This window comes from Halalkalibacter sp. HAAS-P013, from assembly GCF_056619925.1.
In genome coordinates this window covers 58569-77882 of record NZ_JBWQTU010000009.1, presented here as the reverse complement: position 1 = coordinate 77882, position 19314 = coordinate 58569, and the positions used below count along the sequence as shown (strand labels likewise).

19 protein-coding genes and 1 other annotated feature are annotated in these 19314 nt (G+C 39.1%); all 19 genes read left to right on the top strand.

The annotated features are described in order from the left end of the window. The first annotated feature begins 42 nt into the window (after nt 1-42). The 19 genes from AC1FXP_RS13505 to AC1FXP_RS13415 all read left to right on the top strand — a co-directional run bounded on the left by AC1FXP_RS13505 (nt 43) and on the right by AC1FXP_RS13415 (nt 19291). Entirely contained in the window at nt 43-1203 is a 1161-nt protein-coding gene (locus tag AC1FXP_RS13505; protein ID WP_480062202.1) for a cysteine desulfurase family protein, read from the top strand. Nucleotides 1204-1227: 24 nt separating this feature from the next. Further along, on the top strand, nt 1228-2331 hold the full coding sequence (gene mnmA, locus AC1FXP_RS13500) for a tRNA 2-thiouridine(34) synthase MnmA (protein ID WP_480062200.1): 1104 nt from the start codon (nt 1228-1230) through the stop codon (nt 2329-2331). 82 nt (nt 2332-2413) lie between these two features. Continuing rightward, nucleotides 2414-3067 carry a tetratricopeptide repeat protein gene (locus AC1FXP_RS13495; protein WP_480062198.1) on the top strand — a complete coding sequence of 218 codons (654 nt, stop codon included), beginning with the start codon at nt 2414-2416 and terminating at the stop codon, nt 3065-3067. A gap of 12 nt (nt 3068-3079) precedes the next feature. Beyond that, nucleotides 3080-5377 (top strand): SF1B family DNA helicase RecD2, encoded by a 2298-nt coding sequence (recD2, locus tag AC1FXP_RS13490; protein ID WP_480062196.1) that lies wholly within the window; start codon nt 3080-3082, stop codon nt 5375-5377. 60 nt (nt 5378-5437) lie between these two features. Then, on the top strand, nt 5438-5911 hold the full coding sequence (locus tag AC1FXP_RS13485; RefSeq protein ID WP_480062194.1) for a PRC-barrel domain-containing protein: 474 nt from the start codon (nt 5438-5440) through the stop codon (nt 5909-5911). A gap of 206 nt (nt 5912-6117) precedes the next feature. Further along, nucleotides 6118-6306: a hypothetical protein gene (locus tag AC1FXP_RS13480; RefSeq protein WP_034625190.1), complete on the top strand. Its 189-nt coding sequence runs from the start codon at nt 6118-6120 to the stop codon at nt 6304-6306. Between the two features lie 159 nt (nt 6307-6465). Further along, nucleotides 6466-7524 (top strand): AI-2E family transporter, encoded by a 1059-nt coding sequence (locus tag AC1FXP_RS13475; protein WP_480062192.1) that lies wholly within the window; start codon nt 6466-6468, stop codon nt 7522-7524. 88 nt (nt 7525-7612) lie between these two features. Continuing rightward, nucleotides 7613-7820 (top strand) — a binding site (T-box leader). Between the two features lie 58 nt (nt 7821-7878). After that, on the top strand, nt 7879-10518 hold the full coding sequence (gene alaS, locus AC1FXP_RS13470; RefSeq protein ID WP_480062190.1) for an alanine--tRNA ligase: 2640 nt from the start codon (nt 7879-7881) through the stop codon (nt 10516-10518). Nucleotides 10519-10611: 93 nt separating this feature from the next. Beyond that, nucleotides 10612-10884: an IreB family regulatory phosphoprotein gene (locus AC1FXP_RS13465; protein ID WP_034625184.1), complete on the top strand. Its 273-nt coding sequence runs from the start codon at nt 10612-10614 to the stop codon at nt 10882-10884. Continuing rightward, nucleotides 10881-11297, top strand: a complete 417-nt coding sequence (gene ruvX, locus AC1FXP_RS13460; protein ID WP_480062188.1) for a Holliday junction resolvase RuvX — start codon at nt 10881-10883, stop codon at nt 11295-11297. Before AC1FXP_RS13465 ends, ruvX begins: the two co-directional genes overlap by 4 nt. A gap of 30 nt (nt 11298-11327) precedes the next feature. Next, the gene (locus tag AC1FXP_RS13455; RefSeq protein ID WP_250095831.1) at nt 11328-11618 is read left to right on the top strand and encodes a DUF1292 domain-containing protein; all 291 of its coding nucleotides are present in this window, start codon (nt 11328-11330) and stop codon (nt 11616-11618) included. 108 nt (nt 11619-11726) lie between these two features. Then, nucleotides 11727-12878 (top strand): endolytic transglycosylase MltG, encoded by a 1152-nt coding sequence (mltG, locus tag AC1FXP_RS13450; RefSeq protein ID WP_480062186.1) that lies wholly within the window; start codon nt 11727-11729, stop codon nt 12876-12878. A 94-nt stretch (nt 12879-12972) separates the two neighbouring features. Then, nucleotides 12973-13611: an O-methyltransferase gene (locus AC1FXP_RS13445; protein WP_480062184.1), complete on the top strand. Its 639-nt coding sequence runs from the start codon at nt 12973-12975 to the stop codon at nt 13609-13611. A 17-nt stretch (nt 13612-13628) separates the two neighbouring features. After that, nucleotides 13629-14561: a peptidase U32 family protein gene (locus AC1FXP_RS13440; protein WP_480062456.1), complete on the top strand. Its 933-nt coding sequence runs from the start codon at nt 13629-13631 to the stop codon at nt 14559-14561. A gap of 18 nt (nt 14562-14579) precedes the next feature. Further along, a complete protein-coding gene (locus AC1FXP_RS13435) occupies nt 14580-15842 on the top strand; it encodes a peptidase U32 family protein (RefSeq protein WP_480062182.1) in 1263 nt (420 codons plus the stop codon). Continuing rightward, nucleotides 15842-16477 (top strand): uridine kinase, encoded by a 636-nt coding sequence (gene udk, locus AC1FXP_RS13430; protein ID WP_250095826.1) that lies wholly within the window; start codon nt 15842-15844, stop codon nt 16475-16477. The genes AC1FXP_RS13435 and udk overlap by 1 nt, the downstream gene beginning before the upstream one ends. A gap of 137 nt (nt 16478-16614) precedes the next feature. Beyond that, nucleotides 16615-17091, top strand: a complete 477-nt coding sequence (greA, locus tag AC1FXP_RS13425; protein WP_480062180.1) for a transcription elongation factor GreA — start codon at nt 16615-16617, stop codon at nt 17089-17091. Nucleotides 17092-17346: 255 nt separating this feature from the next. Beyond that, nucleotides 17347-17931, top strand: coding sequence for a YrrS family protein (locus AC1FXP_RS13420; protein WP_480062178.1), 585 nt, complete (start codon nt 17347-17349; stop codon nt 17929-17931). Between the two features lie 67 nt (nt 17932-17998). Then, nucleotides 17999-19291: an amidohydrolase family protein gene (locus tag AC1FXP_RS13415; protein ID WP_480062177.1), complete on the top strand. Its 1293-nt coding sequence runs from the start codon at nt 17999-18001 to the stop codon at nt 19289-19291. Nucleotides 19292-19314: the final 23 nt, after the last annotated feature.

Below are 19314 nucleotides of genomic sequence, written 5' to 3'. Positions count from 1 at the left end.
CCTTTTAGATAGGTAGTATATATAAAAGAAGGTGGACGAAAAGTGGAGATGATTTACGTTGACCACGCAGCAACCTCACCCCTTCATCCAGAAGTACTCGATGCAATGCTCCCATATTTCCAGACGTATTTTGGAAATCCTTCAAGCATTCATCAAATCGGAAGACAGGCGAGGCAAGCAATCGATCAAGCGCGTAGAAAAATCGCACATGCTCTAAATGTCAGTGAACAAACCCTTATCTTTACGAGTGGTGGAACAGAAGCAGATAATTTGGCGATTCTTGGTTATGCATTAGAGCATGAAGCGAAAGGAAAGCATATTATTACTTCAAAGGTGGAGCATCACGCCGTATTACATGCATGTGAGGAGCTTGAAAAACGCGGATTTGAAGTTACATATCTTCCTGTAGATGAAACAGGGAGAGTAAAGCTAAACGATGTACAAGTAGCTTTGCGTGATGATACAATTCTCGTTACATTGATGTTTGGCAACAATGAAGTTGGAACAGTACAGCCAATTCAGGAAATTGGAGTTTTGTTAAGAGAACATCAAGCTGTTTTTCATACGGATGCAGTACAAGCGTGTGGGGTGGTTGAATTAAATCTTGCCGAACTGGAAGTAGACATGCTATCGATTTCTGCTCATAAAATTAACGGTCCTAAAGGCGTGGGTCTTCTTTATGTGAAAGAAGGCTTGAAACTTAGGCCTGTTCTTTTTGGAGGAGAGCAAGAGCGAAAGCGTCGAGCGGGAACAGAAAATGTTGCAGCAGCTGTCGGATTTGCTAAAGCAATGGAATTGTCTGTTCATTCCATTGAGGAACGGCAAAAGAAATACCAACAATTTGCTAAGACATTAATTGATAGATGGGCAGAAGAAGAAGTAACTTTTTATGTCAATGGTCATCAACATAAGCGTTTGCCGCATGTATTAAATATAAGTTTCCCTGGAGTGAATGTCGAATCATTGTTAATGAATCTTGATCTGGTGGGGATCTCAGCCTCAAGCGGTTCCGCTTGTACAGCAGGGTCGATCGAGCCATCTCATGTACTTGTAGCAATGTTTGGCCAAGATAACGAGCGGATACAGTCTGCGATTCGTTTTAGTTTTGGGCTTGGTAATACCCAAGAACAAATTGAGCGAGTTGCAGTTGAAACAGCAAAAATTGTGAAGCGGCTAGGACAGCTTGAGGAATTTATCAACTAGAATGGAGCCAAAGGTGGTGAGTGTATGAAGAAACGACCAGAAGATACAAGAGTCGTTGTTGGAATGTCTGGTGGAGTTGATTCATCTGTTACAGCGTTGCTGCTTAAAGAGCAAGGCTATGATGTTATAGGGATTTTTATGAAAAACTGGGATGACACTGATGAAAATGGGTTTTGTACGGCAACAGAGGATTATGAAGATGTAATTCAAGTATGTAACCAAATTGGAATTCCGTATTATGCAGTTAATTTCGAAAAGCAATATTGGGATAAAGTGTTTACATACTTTTTAGAAGAGTACAAAGCAGGGCGTACCCCTAATCCTGATGTGATGTGTAATAAGGAAATTAAATTTAAAGCCTTTTTAAATCATGCCATGTCACTCGGGGCTGATTATGTGGCAACTGGTCACTATGCACGAGTAGAAGAGCGTGAAGGGCAATATGTACTGTTACGTGGTGTGGATAACAATAAGGATCAAACTTATTTTCTAAATGCTCTTTCTCAAAAACAATTATCAAAAACGATGTTCCCAATTGGTCATTTGCCGAAAAAGGAAGTACGTGAGCGTGCTCTAGCCGCTAATCTTGCAACAGCAAAGAAAAAAGATAGTACAGGGATATGTTTTATTGGTGAACGAAATTTCAAAGAATTTCTTAGCGAATTTTTGCCAGCTCAACCTGGTGAAATGCAAACAGTAGATGGAGAAGTAAAAGGACAGCATGATGGCTTAATGTACTATACACTTGGTCAACGTCAAGGTCTTGGTATCGGTGGAGCTGGAGAGCCATGGTTTGTTATTGACAAAGATTTAAATCGAAACGTTTTAATTGTTGGTCAAGGATTCCATCATGAAGGTCTATATTCTGAAGGGTTAGACGCAATCGGAATGAATTGGATCTTGAAAGAACCATTGTTTAAGGAATTTACTTGTACAGCGAAACTTCGCTACCGTCAAGAAGACCAACGAGTAACAGTTTACCCGAAAGAGGACGGGACAGCTCGTATTTATTTCCATGAACCACAGCGTGCAGTAACTCCTGGACAAGCTGTTGTCTTGTATGATGGCGACGTTTGTCTTGGTGGAGGAACAATTGATTATGTTATTAAGAAGTGGGAAAATGCCTAATTAGGTATTTTCCTTTTCAAATTTAATCGATTAAAAGTAGATTTTCACTTTTTTACAGGCTTAAAAAATAAGGAGGACTACTATGCTTAATGAAAAAGGCATTGCCTATATGAATGAAAAAAAATACGAAGAAGCCGCACAAGCGTTTAATGACGCGATTGAAGAAAATCCAAATGACCCTACTGGCTTTGTGAATTTTGGAAACCTTTTAGGGGTGCTTGGTGATTACGAGCGCGCGCTCACTTTTTTTGATAAAGCAATCGGACTAGATGAACATGCGGCAACTGCTTATTACGGGGCGGGAACAATTTATTATAAGCAAGATCAATTTGAAGAGGCTACGAAGATGTTCAAGAAAGCACTAATGGAAAAATTGGATGAAGCCGATGTTCATTTTATGCTTGGAATGAGTTATTACCAACTAGGTGCACTTCCACATGCACTAGCTTCTTTTAAAAGAGCGGTAGAACTTCAACCAAGAGACGTTGACGGTTTATTTCAATATGGATTATGCTTAGCTCAATTAGAATATATTGATGAATCAATAGAGCAGTTTGAGCAGGTCATTAAATTAGACGAAAGTCATGCAGATGCTTTTTTTAATTTAGGTGTAGCATATGCCTATAAAGAACGTGCGAGCGACGCATTGAAAGCATTTGAAAAAGCTCTCGAAATTCAACCAGATCATGCATTAGCTGCAAATGGAAAGAAAACCATTGAACAAGCCATCAAGTAAGGGTGATGACATGTGAAAGAAGAGACGATCTTGCCTGAAGAAGAGAATTCAATTGAACGCGGTTTTATTAAAGGGACAGTTAGCCACATTGTGTTTCGAAATGATGAGAATTTCTATACGGTTGCTCTTATTCATGTCCAACAAACAAATGAAGAGCTAAAGGATAAAAAAGTCACGGTTGTCGGTACTCTTCCGAAATTAGAGTCAGATGAGACATTTTTGTTTTTTGGCCGGGTGATTGATCATCCTAAGTTTGGGATTCAATATCAAGTTGAACAATTTAGAAGAGACTTACCTCAGACGAAGCATGGCATCGTTCAATACTTGTCGAGTGGGCGCTTTCCGGGAATAGGAATAAAAACAGCTGAAACGATTGTTGAAGTACTTGGGGAGCGGGCGATTACACGAATCGTGGAAGATCGCTCAGTTTTAACGGCTGTTCCTAAGTTATCAAAAGAGAAAGCAGACTCTTTATATGAACAACTAGTCGATCAACAAGGGGTCGAACAAGTCCTAATGACATTATCTAAACATGGATTTGGAGTAGAACTTTCGATGAAAGTGTATCAAGCATATGGTCTTCAAGCTCTTGATATAATTCAAACCAATCCGTATCAATTAATAGCTGATGTAGAAGGGATTGGTTTTAGAAGAGCCGATTTACTCGGAGCAGCAATTGGTATCACTGGAAAACATCCAGACCGTATTCGTGCTGGTTGCTTGCATTTGCTTCAGGAACTCTGTCTTCAAGAAGGACATGTCTTTCTTTCCAAAGATGTACTCGTTCCTCATGTCATATCATTATTATCCTCACATGATTGTAAGCTTGAAGTTACAGAAGTTGAAGAGCAGCTTCTCCTTATGCAAGAAGAGGATGAGATTTGTTCAGAAGACAATCGAGTTTATGTGAAGTCGCTCTTTTTTGCCGAAAAAGGAATTGTGACAAGTGTTCAGCGCTTATTAAGCCAAGAAGTTGAGGAGGAATTTCCTGAAGCTGAATTTTTAAAAGCGTTGGGACAGTTAGAAGAAGAACAAAAATTAGAATATGCTCCGTCACAAAAAGAAGCAATCCAAACGGCATTATCGTCCCCTTTAATGATACTAACTGGGGGACCAGGAACAGGGAAAACAACCGTTATTAAAGGAATTGTTGAACTTTATGCGCGTTTGCACGGTCTCTCTTTAGATGAAAAAGCATACACGAAGAGCAATCCCTTCCCAATTTTACTTGTTGCTCCAACTGGAAGAGCCGCTAAAAGAATGAGTGAAGCGACAGAACTTCCTGCGACAACTATCCATCGGTTACTCGGTTGGAAAGGGGGAAGTGGTGGATTTGAAAAAGGCGACCATGAACAACTTGAAGGGGAACTGCTCATTGTAGATGAGAGCTCAATGGTTGATATTTGGCTAATGAACCAGTTGTTAAAGGCAGTACCAAAAGGTATGCAGGTTGTATTAGTAGGTGATCAAGATCAATTGCCATCTGTCGGACCAGGACAAGTGTTACGTGACTTCCTTGAATCAACGATCATTCCGACCGTTCCTTTAGTGGACATTTACCGTCAAGCTGAAGGATCGTCCATTATCGAGCTTGCTCATTCGATGAAACAAGGGACAATGCCTGCCAATTTACCTGAGCCTCAATCCGATCGTCGTTTTTTTCCTTGCCAAGTTGATCATGTCCAGCAAGTTGTTTCGCAAATTTGTGAAAATGCAATGAAAAAAGGGTATACAGCGAAAGAGATTCAGGTACTAGCACCTATGTATAAAGGAAGTGCAGGTATTACAGAATTAAATGTCATGCTGCAAAACTTATTCAATCCAAAAACAGACCAAAGACGAGAAATCGCTTTTGGTGATGTTGTTTATCGAACAGGTGATATCGTATTACAACTAGTGAACAACCCTGATGAAAACGTCTATAACGGTGACCGCGGTGAAATTGTAGGTATTTTTTATGCAAAGGAGAATCAAGAGCGGCAGGATCAATTAGTGATTTCTTACGATGGAACTGAAGTTGTTTATCTAAAAAAGGATTTAAATCAAATCACTCATGCGTACTGTTGTTCAATCCATAAGGCTCAAGGAAGTGAGTTTCCGATCGTTGTGATGCCTGTTGTTAGAAATTATGCAAGAATGTTAAGACGGAATTTGCTCTATACGGGCATTACAAGAGCTAAACAATTTCTTCTCTTATGTGGAGACTTAAAAGCCATACACACGGCCGTTACGCAAAAAGATGAAATGAATCGAAACTCAATGCTGCAAGAAAAGTTACAACAACTGCCCGAGACAAGTGGAAGAAGATAACCAACATAATGAAGAAAAAATCGCCACACACTAAGATTGTTCGGAAAGGTGGCGATTTTTTTGCGTACTTTTTCAACAGTTGAAGGATTACCAGTCCTTTCGCTTTCAACGGGAAAAGAATGTGGACATGTATTGGATTTGTTTTATGAAAATGGAGCAGTAACAGGATTTCTTGTCGATCCAAAAGGATGGTTTACAAAACACTTATTCTTACCAGTAGAGAACATAACTAATATTGGAACGGATGGTGTAATGGTAAAAGACTACCATGCCTTGCAACCTCTGTCTAAAAAGGAAAAACAAGCTTTTCATTTAAAACACGGAAAGCACCGTCTTCATGGTACAGCGTTATTAACAGCAGAAGGAGAAAAGTTAGGACTGCTTGAGGACGTATATTTCTTGGAAGAAGTGGGCACGATTGTAGGGTATGAAGTAACGGAAGGATTGGTAGCCGATCTAGTAGAAGGGCGAAGAGTTGTGAAAAGTGATTCTAAGCTAACCATTGCTGGAGGGCGAGCCATTCTAAACGAATAGAAACGACTGTAAAAGGCAAACAAATCTTTTTTCAGTACCTGTTAAAAACTTGCATTGGCTTTGCGTGATGTGGGGGGCCTGCTATGATAACCATTTATAGCAGGTTTAACCTATAACGTCAGGATCGCTTATAGTAAGGGGCTACTGAAAAAAAGAAAAAATGACCTCTTTCAGTAGTCTCTAGAATAGAAGGGAGTCTTTTTACCATGCATTGTCCAAATTGTAAGAGCAAAGATATCGGAAAGATCGGTACGAACCAATATTATTGCTGGAACTGTTTTGTAGAGATGAGTTTATTAAAAGGAAGATTGTCGATGCACCAAGTGGAAGAAGATGGTTCATTAAGCTCGTTGGATGATTTGTTTGAAGACGAAGACCTTCAAATTGGTATGTAGTCAAACAAATAATACAAAAGCGAGCATGTCGAAAATAGAAGTAAAGGAGGGTTGTACGAACCTAATCAACTTTAGGTGATGTTCGCTCTCTTTTTTTATGCGTGCAAGTTGTATGGATATAAAATGCTTGCACAAAATATAAGTTGGGGGGTGTATATAATGGAAAACGAGAAGAAGTGGATGTATCGACTTATTTTCACGTTACTTACACTACTGATCATCTATATGTTCGTTCAGCTTGCGCCATTGTTATCTCCTATTGGAGCGATGTTTAGAGCACTTGCGCTACCTGTTGGGATTGCTGCGCTTCTTACTTATTTACTTCACCCTTTAGTAGAACGGCTGCATGATTCTGGATTATCACGACCATTTGCTGTACTAATTATTTTCTTTTTAATTGTTTTTATATTAGGATTCTTTTTAACGATAGGACTTCCGTCATTTATCAAACAGATTCATCATGCATTTGAAACAATACCAGCACAAATTCGTGAGATAGAAAGAGAAACAGAGAGACTCCAAAGATACATTAATACTCTTCCTGCACCGTTACAAGCTCAAACACAGGAGTGGAGAGTACAGCTTGTTCAAATGGGAGAAAGTGCGTTTGATCAGATTGAGAACGCAGCACTTTTTCTTATTAAATCAATGTTTTCTTTTATCGTTATCCCTTTTCTTGTTTTCTTTTTCCTAAAGGATCACGACTTAATTCGAAGGATATCTTGGTATATAACACCTAGAAAATGGCGAGATGCACTAAAGAAATATATTAAAGACGTTGACCACACGTTTGGAAGTTACATCCGTGGACAGTTGTTAGTGTCATTATCTGTATTTATTATTTCTACAATTGGTTTATGGTTGCTCGGGGTTCCTTATCCAATTTTACTAGGTTTGTTCATGGGAGCGATGGATTTAATTCCTTACTTTGGACCTTTTATTGGGGCGGTCCCAGCTGTTATTATTGCATTTTTGCAATCTTGGCAATTGGGGGTTGCGACCATAATCTTAATCTTTGTCATTCAGCAAATTGAAGGAAATATCCTTTCTCCAGTCATTGTTGGGAAGACACTTCATCTTCATCCTGCTTTAATCATCCTTGCTCTCTTAGTTGGGGTCGAAGTAGGTGGCTTTCTCGGGATGTTAGTAGCCGTACCTATTTTAGCGATTGGAAAAGTTACAATGCTGCATATTCGTTTTCATTTTATGAAAGATTGACATTTGAATGTTGGATTTCTATAATAGAAGGGCATCATAAAGTGCTTATAATGACGATGGCAACATTCTAATGTTATAGCCATACAGCAATAAAACGTTGAAGGAACGAGTATGAAGCAGACCACTCTAAAGAGAGGTGTACCTTGGCTGAAAGTACACTGTGTGAAGGGTTTCAGAAGGCTACTCCTGAGTGCAGATAATCTCTGACGTTAAGCCGCGTTAAGGTGTTTAAGTGATAGACAATGATAAATGTCTATAATTAGGGTGGTACCGCGTGATAAACTCTCGTCCCTTTTTGGGATTGGGGTTTTTTTATTTGTTTTAAAACCATTTACATAATAAGGAGAGACCAAAATGAAAAAACTAACATCTGCTCAAGTTAGACAAATGTATTTAGACTTTTTCAAAGAAAAAGGGCATGACATTGAACCTAGTGCATCTTTAGTACCGCATGAAGATCCTTCCTTGCTTTGGATTAATAGTGGTGTAGCAACATTAAAGAAATATTTTGATGGACGAGTCATTCCTGAAAATCCACGAATTACGAATGCGCAAAAATCAATCCGTACAAATGACATTGAAAATGTGGGGAAGACAGCGCGTCATCACACATTTTTTGAAATGCTTGGTAACTTTTCGATTGGTGATTATTTTAAGGAAGAAGCAATTGAGTGGGCGTGGGAGTTTTTAACGAGTGAAAAATGGGTTGGCTTCGATCCAGAGAAATTATCTGTAACGGTTCATCCTGAAGATAATGAAGCTTATGATTATTGGAAAGAAAAAATTGGTATTCCAGAAGAACGTATCATTCGACTAGAGGGAAACTTCTGGGATATTGGCGAAGGACCAAGTGGCCCGAATACGGAAATATTCTACGATCGTGGACCAAGTTATGGAAATGATGATACAGATCCTGAACTTTACCCTGGAGGAGAAAATGAACGTTATTTAGAAGTATGGAACCTTGTTTTCTCTCAATTTAACCACAATCCAGATGGAAGCTATACACCACTTCCAAAGAAAAATATTGATACTGGTATGGGTCTTGAGCGAATGGTTTCTGTTATTCAAGATACACCTACAAACTTTGAGACAGATTTATTTCTCCCGATTATTCAAGCGACAGAAGAAATTTCTGGGCTGAAATACGGGAAAGATAAAGAAACGGATGTCGCATTTAAAGTGATAGCTGATCATGTACGTACGGTAACATTTGCTGTGACGGATGGGGCACTCCCTTCAAATGAAGGTCGTGGCTATGTTCTTAGAAGGTTATTACGCCGTGCGGTTCGTTATGCAAAGCTAATTTCGATCCACAGACCATTTATGTATGAACTTGTACCGGTTGTTGGTGAAATTATGGTAGATTTCTACCCAGAAGTAAAAGAGAAAACAGAGTTTGTTCAAAAAGTAATTAAAAATGAAGAGGAACGTTTTCATGAAACGTTAAATGAAGGGTTGTCAATCCTTGAAAAGGTTCTTAATGATGCTGCTCAGTCAGGGAAGAAAGTCATTGATGGGGCAGATGTGTTCCGTTTATATGATACATACGGTTTCCCGGTTGATTTAACAGAAGAATACGTTCAAGAAAAAGGATTAGAAATTGATCGTGAAGGTTTTGAACGTGAAATGGAAGGTCAACGTGAGCGTGCTCGTTCAGCACGTCAAGAATCTGGTTCTATGCAAGTTCAAGATGAAGTGCTTGGACAAATTACGACCGAAAGCACATTTGTTGGATACGATCAGTTGAAATCTGAGTCGAAAGTGGAAGTGATTGTTTTTGAAAAAGAACTAACGGACAATGTCTCAGCAGGTAATACAGCACAAGTCATTTTAAATAAAACCCCATTTTATGCAGAAAGTGGAGGACAAGTAGCAGATACAGGAACAATCTGTGGTGAAAACCTTCTTGCAGAGGTCACGGCTGTAACAAAAGCACCAAATGGCCAACACCTTCATACGGTTCAAGTAAAGGAGGGGGTGCTTGAAAAAGGAACAAATGTTACTTGTATTGTTGAAGAAACAGAGAGAATTTCCATTGTGAAAAACCATACGGCTACTCACTTATTACACCAAGCTTTAAAAGATGTTCTTGGTGCACATGTCAATCAGGCTGGATCGTTAGTTTCTGAAGACCGCTTGCGCTTTGATTTCTCTCACTTTGGTCAAGTAACACCTGAAGAAATGACAAAAGTAGAGGAAATCGTAAATGAGCAAATATGGAATGCGCTCTCTGTGGACATTTCTCTAAAGAAATTAGATGAAGCCAAAGAAATGGGAGCCATGGCTTTATTCGGTGAAAAATACGGAGAAACGGTCCGTGTTGTAAAAGTAGGAGATTATAGCTTAGAGCTTTGTGGTGGTTGTCATGTTCGCAACACAGCTGAAATTGGGTTGTTTAAGTTAGTTTCAGAATCAGGGATTGGTGCAGGGGTACGCCGTATTGAGGCAGTTACCGGCAAGGGTGCCTATGAGCATATGAATGGACAGATTCAGTTGTTGAAGGATGTTGCAGCGAACTTGAAAGTGAAACGAGTTCAAGATGTACCTGCTAGGGTAGAAGCAACACAGCAACAAATTCGTGATTTACAACGAGAAAATGAATCATTAACAGCAAAATTGGGTAATATGGAAGCTGGGAATCTCGTTAATGAAGCGGTTGAAATTAACGGAGTTACAGTTTTAACAAAGAAAGTCGATGCAGCAGATATGGATGGGTTACGTGGGATTGTTGATACGTTAAAACAAGATTTGTCTTCTGGTATCATTGTCTTAGGTGCAGTATCTGGCGAAAAAGTTAACATTGTAGCTGGCGTAACGAAGGATCTGCTAGATAAAGGATTCCACGCTGGGAAATTAGTAAAAGAAGTGGCGACCCGCTGCGGCGGCGGCGGCGGCGGTCGTCCTGATATGGCGCAAGCAGGTGGGAAAAACCCGGCACAGCTAGAGGCGGCTTTAGCATTTGTAGAAGAATATGTAAATACAATTTCCTAATTGTACTTTAATGGTGTACAATGGAAAAAGACAAGCTACCTTAAAAATCTACGAAGATTTTTGAGGTAGCAATGAATGAAAGAGGTGTTTGTGATGAGCTCTATGGACAAAACGATGCAATTTAATTTTCATGATGACACGGTTGATGTTGATGTCCAAGAGGTGCTCCTTTCTGTATATGAGTCACTAGAGGAGAAAGGCTATAACCCCATTAACCAAATTGTTGGCTATTTACTTTCAGGAGATCCTGCGTATATTCCGCGTCACAAGGATGCGCGGACACTCATTCGTAAGCTAGAACGTGATGAACTAATTGAAGAGTTAGTGAAATCCTATCTATCACAGCACCGTAAGGAGAATGGATGAGAGCACTCGGATTAGATGTTGGAACTAAAACAATAGGAGTCGCTTTAAGTGATGAACTTGGGTGGACTGCACAAGGGTTAACGACTCTTAGACGTGAAGAGAATGAAGAAGACAAGGATTTTCAAGCCATTGCCAACCTTGTTAAAGAACATGGCGTCGACACGATAGTAATAGGATTGCCCAAAAATATGAACGGGTCGATTGGCCCTAGTGGTGAACGAAGTCAATTGTTTGCTGATACATTAAGTAATCATGTTTCGTGCACGATAAAGATGTGGGATGAGCGTTTAACGACTGTTGCTGCAGAAAAAATGCTCATCTCTGCAGATGTGAGTCGTAAAAAAAGAAAGCAAGTTATTGATAAAATGGCTGCAGTCATGATCTTACAAGGGTATCTAGACCATAAAGGTTAGAGCTAACTAATTACAAGAGGTGCAAACAAAATGACAGAACAAGAAAAAGAACGAATTGTAATCCCTGATGAGAATGGGGACGAGCATCTTTTTGATGAGTTATTCAGATTTCATGTTGATGCAACGGAGAAGTCATACATTTTAGTGACGCCTGTTGGAGCGGATGAAGACGATGAAGAAGAAGTGGAAGTTTTTGCTTTCCGCTATGAAGATCGTGAAGGTGAAGAAGATGACATTGCCTTATTCCCTGTAGAAACAGATGAAGAGTGGGAAATGGTTGAAGAGATGTTAAATACATTCCAGCCAGAAGATGAGGAATAAAACTCGATATTTTTTCGAGAAAAAGCAGTACCCAAAACCAGGGTACTGCTTTTTCTCTTTAACTTTCGTCGAAATGTAGTATAATATAACGGTGGAAGGAGGAGAATGATGTCTGATTCACACGAAAAACCACGAAATGAATTGTATGAAGAGCGAGTTTCTCAGGCACGAGTTGTGAGGAAAATCGTCTTTTTTAGTTTAATTGGTTTATTTTTGATAGGTATCATTACATTAATTATTGCTTATTTCTTTGTAACAAATATGCTAGGGCCTGTTGATTCAGATAACCCAGAGGAAATTCAAGTGACTATTCCAATTGGATCAACTGCTAATCAGATTGGTACCATATTAGAGGAAGAGGGACTTGTTAGAAACGGAACAATGTTTCGCTATTATGTTCGGTATAAAAATGAATCAGGGTTCCAAGCTGGAGACTATGCCCTTTCAACTTCAATGACAATGGATGATATTATTGCGGAATTGAAGGAAGGAAGAGTACTACAAGAACCTGAGTTGGTTTTCACAGTACCTGAAGGGAGATGGCTTGAAGATGTAGCTGAGGTCATCGCCCGTGAAACGGATCATAACGAAGAAGAAGTTATGGAAGTTTTAACCGATCAAGAGTATATAGAAGCGCTAATTGATCAATACTCAATGTTAACAGAAGACATTTTAGAAGAGGACATTCGTTATGCACTAGAAGGCTATTTGTTCCCTGCACGTTATGACTTTATGGATGAGAGCCCTTCTATTCAATCAATAGTAGAAGCTATGCTTAGCGGGACACAGAGTGTGCTAGAAGAATTTTCTGCTGAGCTTGAAGAAAGTGAATACAGTGTTCATGAAATTTTAACGCTTGCATCGATTATTGAACGGGAAGCCCAGAAATCAGAGGATCGCTATCTGATTTCTGGAGTGTTGTACAATCGTTTAGATAGAGACATGATGCTTCAAGTAGACCCGACTGTTTCTTATGCACTCGGTGAGCACCTATATATGACGAGCTATGCTGCGTTAGAGGTTGATTCACCTTATAACACGTATCGTTATACAGGAATCCCTATAGGCCCTATTGCTAACCCAGGTAAGGATTCAATTAGAGCTGCTTTGAATCCTGAAGAGACAGATTACTTGTTCTTCTATGCTCGTTTTAATGGAGAAGTCATTTATAACGAGACGTATGAAGACCATAACCGTACTCATCAAAGATACCGTAATGAATGGGTTGAAGGCCAGTCCAAAGAGGCTGAAGAAGAATAGAATGATCATGGATTTTTTCAGGGGGGGGGATGTGTTCAAGTATTCAAGAACACTCCCTTTTTTTATGGTTTAATGACAAGAATGGAGTGCGAAAATGATTAATAAACGAGTAGAGAATTATTTGAAATCAATCATTCCCACACGTGGTGAGCAAGTTGAAGAAATAGAAGAATACGCAAGGATTAATCATGTTCCTATAATGGATTTAGTCGGGATGGAAAGTCTGTTGCAGCAAATGAAACTGCATGAACCTAAGAGGATTCTTGAGATTGGAACAGCGATTGGTTACTCGGCCATTCGAATGGCTCAAGCATTACCTGCTGCTGAAATCATTACGATTGAACGAGATGAAGAACGCTTTAATGAAGCAGAAAAAAATATTGCGTCTCTTGGTCTTGCAAACCGGATTCATCTTAAGTTTGGTGATGCTCTTGATTTAGTTCATACACTTGAATCAGAACCACCTTTTGATGTATTATTTATTGATGCCGCCAAAGGACAATACCAGCGTTTTTTCGATCTTTATGGGAAATATGTGAAAACTGGTGGTGTAATTTATTCAGATAATGTGCTCTTCCGCGGGTTAGTTGCAGAAGAAGACATAGAAAATAAACGTTTGCAAAAGATAGCGACAAAGATAAAAAGCTATAATGAATGGTTGATGAATCACCCACATTATGAGACAAGAATTTTGCCTGTGGGAGATGGATTGGCTGTAAGCATTAAGAACTAAAAGGAGCTGGTGAAATGATGGAGAAGAAACCTGAACTACTCGTCACACCAAAGGACATGGAAGCTGTAAACCGATTGTTTGCAGCTGGTGCAGATGCGATTGTTATTGGAGAGGAACGATACGGTCTTCGTCTAGCAGGGGGATTTTCAAGAAATGCTGTTAAAGAAGCAACAACTATTGCTCATAATCAAGGGAAAAAAGTTTATGTAGCGATGAATGCTCTTTTTCATAATGAAAAAGTAGACGAGTTGGCTGATTATGTTCGATTTTTACATGAAATAGGTGTAGATGGAATTACTTTTGGAGATCCGGCTGTTTTAATGACAGTTAGGGAAGTTGCACCTGATATGAAATTACACTGGAATACTGAACAGACAGCAACCAACTGGTTTACCGCTAATTATTGGGGTCGTAAAGGAGCAAAACGTACTGTTTTAGCTCGAGAGATCAATATGGATGCGATTGTTGAAATAAAAGAAAATGCTGAAGTTGAAATAGAGGTTCAAGTTCATGGAATGACAAGTATGTTTCAATCAAAGAGAACGTTAATTGGAAACTATATGCAGTTCCAAGGGAAAAATTTATCTGTCGAAAAACGTGATAAAGAGCGGAATTTACACTTATTTGATCCCGAACGAAATGCGCGTTATCCAATCTTTGAAGATGAAAATGGAACTCATATTATGAGTCCGAATGATATTTGTATCATTGACGAATTAGAAGAGATGATTGATGCAGAGGTCGATAGCTTTAAAATAGATGGACTGCTAAAGTCTACGGATTATATGGAAACAACAACAGCTCTCTATCGTGAGGCCATTGATTTATGCGCAACAGATCGTGACGAATACGAAGAGCGCAAAGAGGAATATTTAAACAAATTAGAAGAAATTCAACCTGAAAACCGCAAACTTGATACAGGGTTCTTCTTTAAAGAAACGGTATATTAAGAAGGGAGGCTAATTAAGATGGAAACTATTGCAGAACGGACAAAAGAAGGAAAACGCGTTATTACAAAGAAACCGGAACTTTTAGCTCCAGCTGGCAGCTTAGAAAAGCTCAAAGTTGCGGTCCATTATGGTGCAGATGCTGTATTTATTGGCGGACGTGAATTTGGTCTAAGATCAAATGCTGACAACTTCTCTATTGAGGAAATGAAAGAAGGGGTCGAGTTTGCTAATAAATATGGTGCAAAAATTTATGTGACAACAAATATCTTTGCGCATAATGAAAACATGGACGGACTTGAAGAATATTTACAATCTCTTCAAGAGGTAGGAGTTACTGGGATTATTGTTGCTGATCCACTTATTATTGAAACTTGTAAACGAGTGGCACCTAAGGTAGAGGTTCATCTAAGTACACAACAATCTTTAAGTAACTGGCTTGCAGTAAAGTACTGGAAAGAAGAGGGACTTCATCGTGTCGTTCTAGCGCGTGAGGTAGGTCTAGAAGAGATGCTTGAGATGAAGAAAAAAGTAGACATTGAAATTGAAGCGTTTATTCATGGGGCAATGTGTATCTCTTATTCAGGACGCTGTGTTTTGAGTAATCATATGACAGCTCGTGACTCAAATCGTGGCGGTTGCTGTCAATCATGTCGCTGGGAATACGATTTATATGAGACGAATGAAAATGGAGAGAAAGCTTTATTTGAAGAAGGCGATCCTCAATACACAATGAGTCCAAAAGATTTAAATCTCGTTCAAGCGATTCCGAAGTTGATTGAAGCAGGGATTGACAGTCTAAAGGTTGAAGGACGAATGAAATCAATTCACTATGTAGCGACGGTTACAAGTGTATACCGTAAAGTAATTGATGCATATTGTGCAGATCCAGATAACTTCCAAATTGATAAGGCATGGCTAGATGAGCTTGAAAAGTGTGCGAATCGTGACTTTGCTCCACAATTCTTTGAAGGAGAACCAACATTTGAAGAACAAATGTATGGGAAGCACCCAAAACGAACAAAGTATGATTTTGCAGGGCTAGTTCTTGATTATGACGATCAAACATCGATGGTTACATTGCAGCAGCGAAATCACTTTAAGACAGGTAATGAGGTTGAATTTTTTGGACCGGAAATCTCGAATTTTATTCAAAAAGTCGGAACAATTTGGGATGAATACGGTAATGAAATTGATGCTGCAAGACATCCATTACAAATTGTTCGTTTTAAAGTGGATAAGCGTGTGTATCCACAAAACATGATGCGTAAAGAGGTAAGATAATGTCAAAAAAACCTATTGTTATCGGCGTTGCCGGGGGTACAGGGTCTGGTAAAACAACGGTAGCGAAAGAAATCTTTTATCAATTCAATGAACAATCAATTGTATTAATTGAACAAGATGCTTATTATAAAGATCAGAGTCATCTAAGCTTTGAGGAACGTTTGGAAACAAATTATGATCATCCATTAGCATTTGATAATGATCTACTATTAGAGCACTTACAATTACTTTCAGCAGGTAAAGGAATAAAAAAACCTGTCTATGATTATAAAGCACATACTAGGTCTAATGATGTTATCGTCATTGAACCAAAGGATGTTATTATTGTGGAAGGAATTTTAATTCTCGAGGATGAACGTTTGCGTGATATGATGGATATTAAACTGTTTGTCGATGCTGATGCAGATATTCGAATCATTAGACGACTAGTAAGAGATATTGAGGATCGTGGTCGATCAATTGAGTCAGTAATTGATCAATATACATCAGTTGTTAGACCAATGCACCTGCAGTTTATTGAACCAACGAAGCGTTATGCTGATGTGATTGTGCCAGAAGGTGGGCAGAATCGTGTCGCAATTGATCTAATGGTAACTAAAATTCGCACAATTATTGAAGAGAAAGCGATTTTGTAATAGCATAAGAGCAGGTCTATATTTTATGAGACGATTATAAAAACTCGGTCATCCGAGTTTTTAGTCTACATAGGTATTTGAACTATCTATATTGCATGCATTTATTTATTGATCGTAGTAGATGAGGAGTGAAAGACATGGCAGAAGAGAAAAAGCATTATATGACAATGGATGGAAAGAAAAAATTAGAAGACGAGTTAGAATATCTTAAGACGGAGCGACGTAAAGAAGTCGTTGAACGTATAAAAATTGCTCGTAGCTTTGGTGACCTTTCGGAGAACTCAGAGTATGATTCAGCGAAGGAAGAACAAGCATTTGTTGAGGGCCGTATTGCTCAACTTGAAAAAATGATCCGTAATGCCGTTATGATCGAGGAGGAAGAAGGGACAGCAAATGTTGTTTCTCTCGGAAAAACGGTTAAATTCATCGAGCTTCCAGACGGAGATGAGGAAGAGTACACGATTGTTGGTAGTGCGGAGTCAGACCCAGCTGCAGGCAAAATCTCTAATGATTCTCCAATGGCACAAAGTTTATTGGGACGAAGCATTAATGATACCGTTTCCGTAAATACACCTGGTGGAGAAATGGAAATTAAGATTGTTGATATTAGCTAATAAACGTTTATAGGGGCTGTCTCATTGGGGCAGGAACTAGAAGGAAGTAGGGTTCGTTTGTTGCCTTGAAAAGAGGATCCTGATTTTGGAGGATTTTACAAAATATAGCAGGGGTTATTCCATAAGGTCAAAAAAGATCTTTCTTGGAATAACCCCTTTTAATTGTGTGAAACCTTGTATGAACCTGTTCTCGCTCTTTTTAAGAAGATCTTGTATAATAACTTCAGAAAGAAAAAGTTTTAAGGGAGTGGAGATATGCAAGGACATCGTTATGAGCAACGAAAAAAGAAGCGAGTCAATCGTATTTTGAATGTGGCGATAGCAATAGTAACCATTCTTATTATTGTATTTGCAGTCCAAATCTTCTTCAGTTCAACCAAAAGTGAAGAAGTAAATAGTGATAATGATTTGTTAGATGAGATAGAGGAAAGTGAAACAGAATCAATCCCTGATCCTGTTGAAACAAGCGAGGAAGAGTCAGAACCAGAAATTCGTGAGGAAAGTGGTCTGGAAGAAGAGAATGAATGGGATGAAGAAGAACAGGAACTTGAGCCAATTCCAGAAGGTGAATGGCAACCAGTTGGTACATCACAAACTGGCGAGTTTACACCTAATTTTGATGAAGGTAGTACAAATTGGAATGAGATGGTGAAGGCGGTTCAACAAGCTACAGGGTTTAATGATAAAATGACTCTTTGGCGCTTAGAAAATGGAGGGGCCCCAACTAGAGCACGCAGCGTAGTCGCCCCTGAAGGAAATCCGCATGAAAAATATGAAGTTTATATTGAATGGATTGATGGACATGGTTGGATGCCAGTTGAGAAAAACAAACTAAACTAACTTGAGGTAAGAGGCTGTCGTTTTGGCAGCCTCTCCTACAATATACAAAATAGGAAAGGATTTTTTTATGTCAAAAACAATTTTAATAAACGGGACGATTATTACAGTTAATGCAACGAATCAGATATATATAAAGGGAGCTATTGCTTTTGAGAATGGAAAAATTACATATGTAGGAGAAGTTCCGCATAACCTGGCAGAGTATGATGAAGTCATTGATGTTCAAGGTGATTATGTGTTGCCTGGCTTAGTGAATACACATGGTCATGCGTCCATGTCACTCCTTCGCGGATACGCTGATGATCTGCCATTGCAACAATGGCTAGAGGAGAAGATGTGGCCTATTGAAGCTCAGTATACGAAGGAACACGCGAAATGGGGAACGTATCTATCGTTGATCGAAATGCTGCGTACAGGTACTACAACGTTTGTTGATATGTATGACAATATGGATGAGGTTGCATTGGCGGTAGAGGCTTCAGGAGCAAGAGCTAGACTATGTAGAGGGATGATTGGCTTTGGTACAGAAGAGTTGCGCCAGAGTAAATTAAAAGAAGCCTCGAGCTTTGTGAGAAATTGGAACAATCAAGCGAATGGTCGAATTACAACAATGATGTCACCGCACTCACCGTACACGTGTACCCCTCAATTTATCGAACAAATTGTCTCCAAAGCCCATGAGCTAGATGCTCCGATTCATATTCATATGTCTGAAACAAAGGCGGAAGTGGAGCAAAATGAAAAAGAGTATGGGGAACGCCCAGTTAAGCATTTAGAAAAGCTTGGTGTGTTTTCACAAAGAAGTCTTGTCGCTCATGCTGTCCATGTTGAAGATTGGGAAATGGACATCTTAGCGAAGTATGATGTGAAAGTTTCAAATAACATTATTAGTAATTTAAAATTAGCAAGCGGGATTGCACCAGTTCCAGAAATGTTGAACAAAGGTATTACGGTTTCTCTTGGGACAGACAGCTCAGCTTCTAATAACAATCTAGATTTATTTGAAGAATTAAAACAGGTAGCATTATTATTTAAAGGTGTTCATAATGATGCAACGCTCATTCCAGCTGAAAAGGCATTACAAATGGCTACTCTACATGGAGCGGAAGCCATTTGGCTAGAGGATCAAATAGGAAGTCTTGAGGTAGGGAAAGAAGCAGACTTGATTGTGATGAATACAAAACAAGCATTTTACCAACCTGCTCATAATCCGATTTCTCATCTTGTATATTCAGGAAGTGGACGAGATGTGAAAGATGTGTTTGTTCAAGGGAAGCAAGTTGTGAAAAATGGTGAATGCATAACAATAGATGAAGAGAAGGTTATTTTTGAAGTGAACCGTTTGGTCGAACAATTTTAAAGAGAATTGAAAGCCCCCTTCGT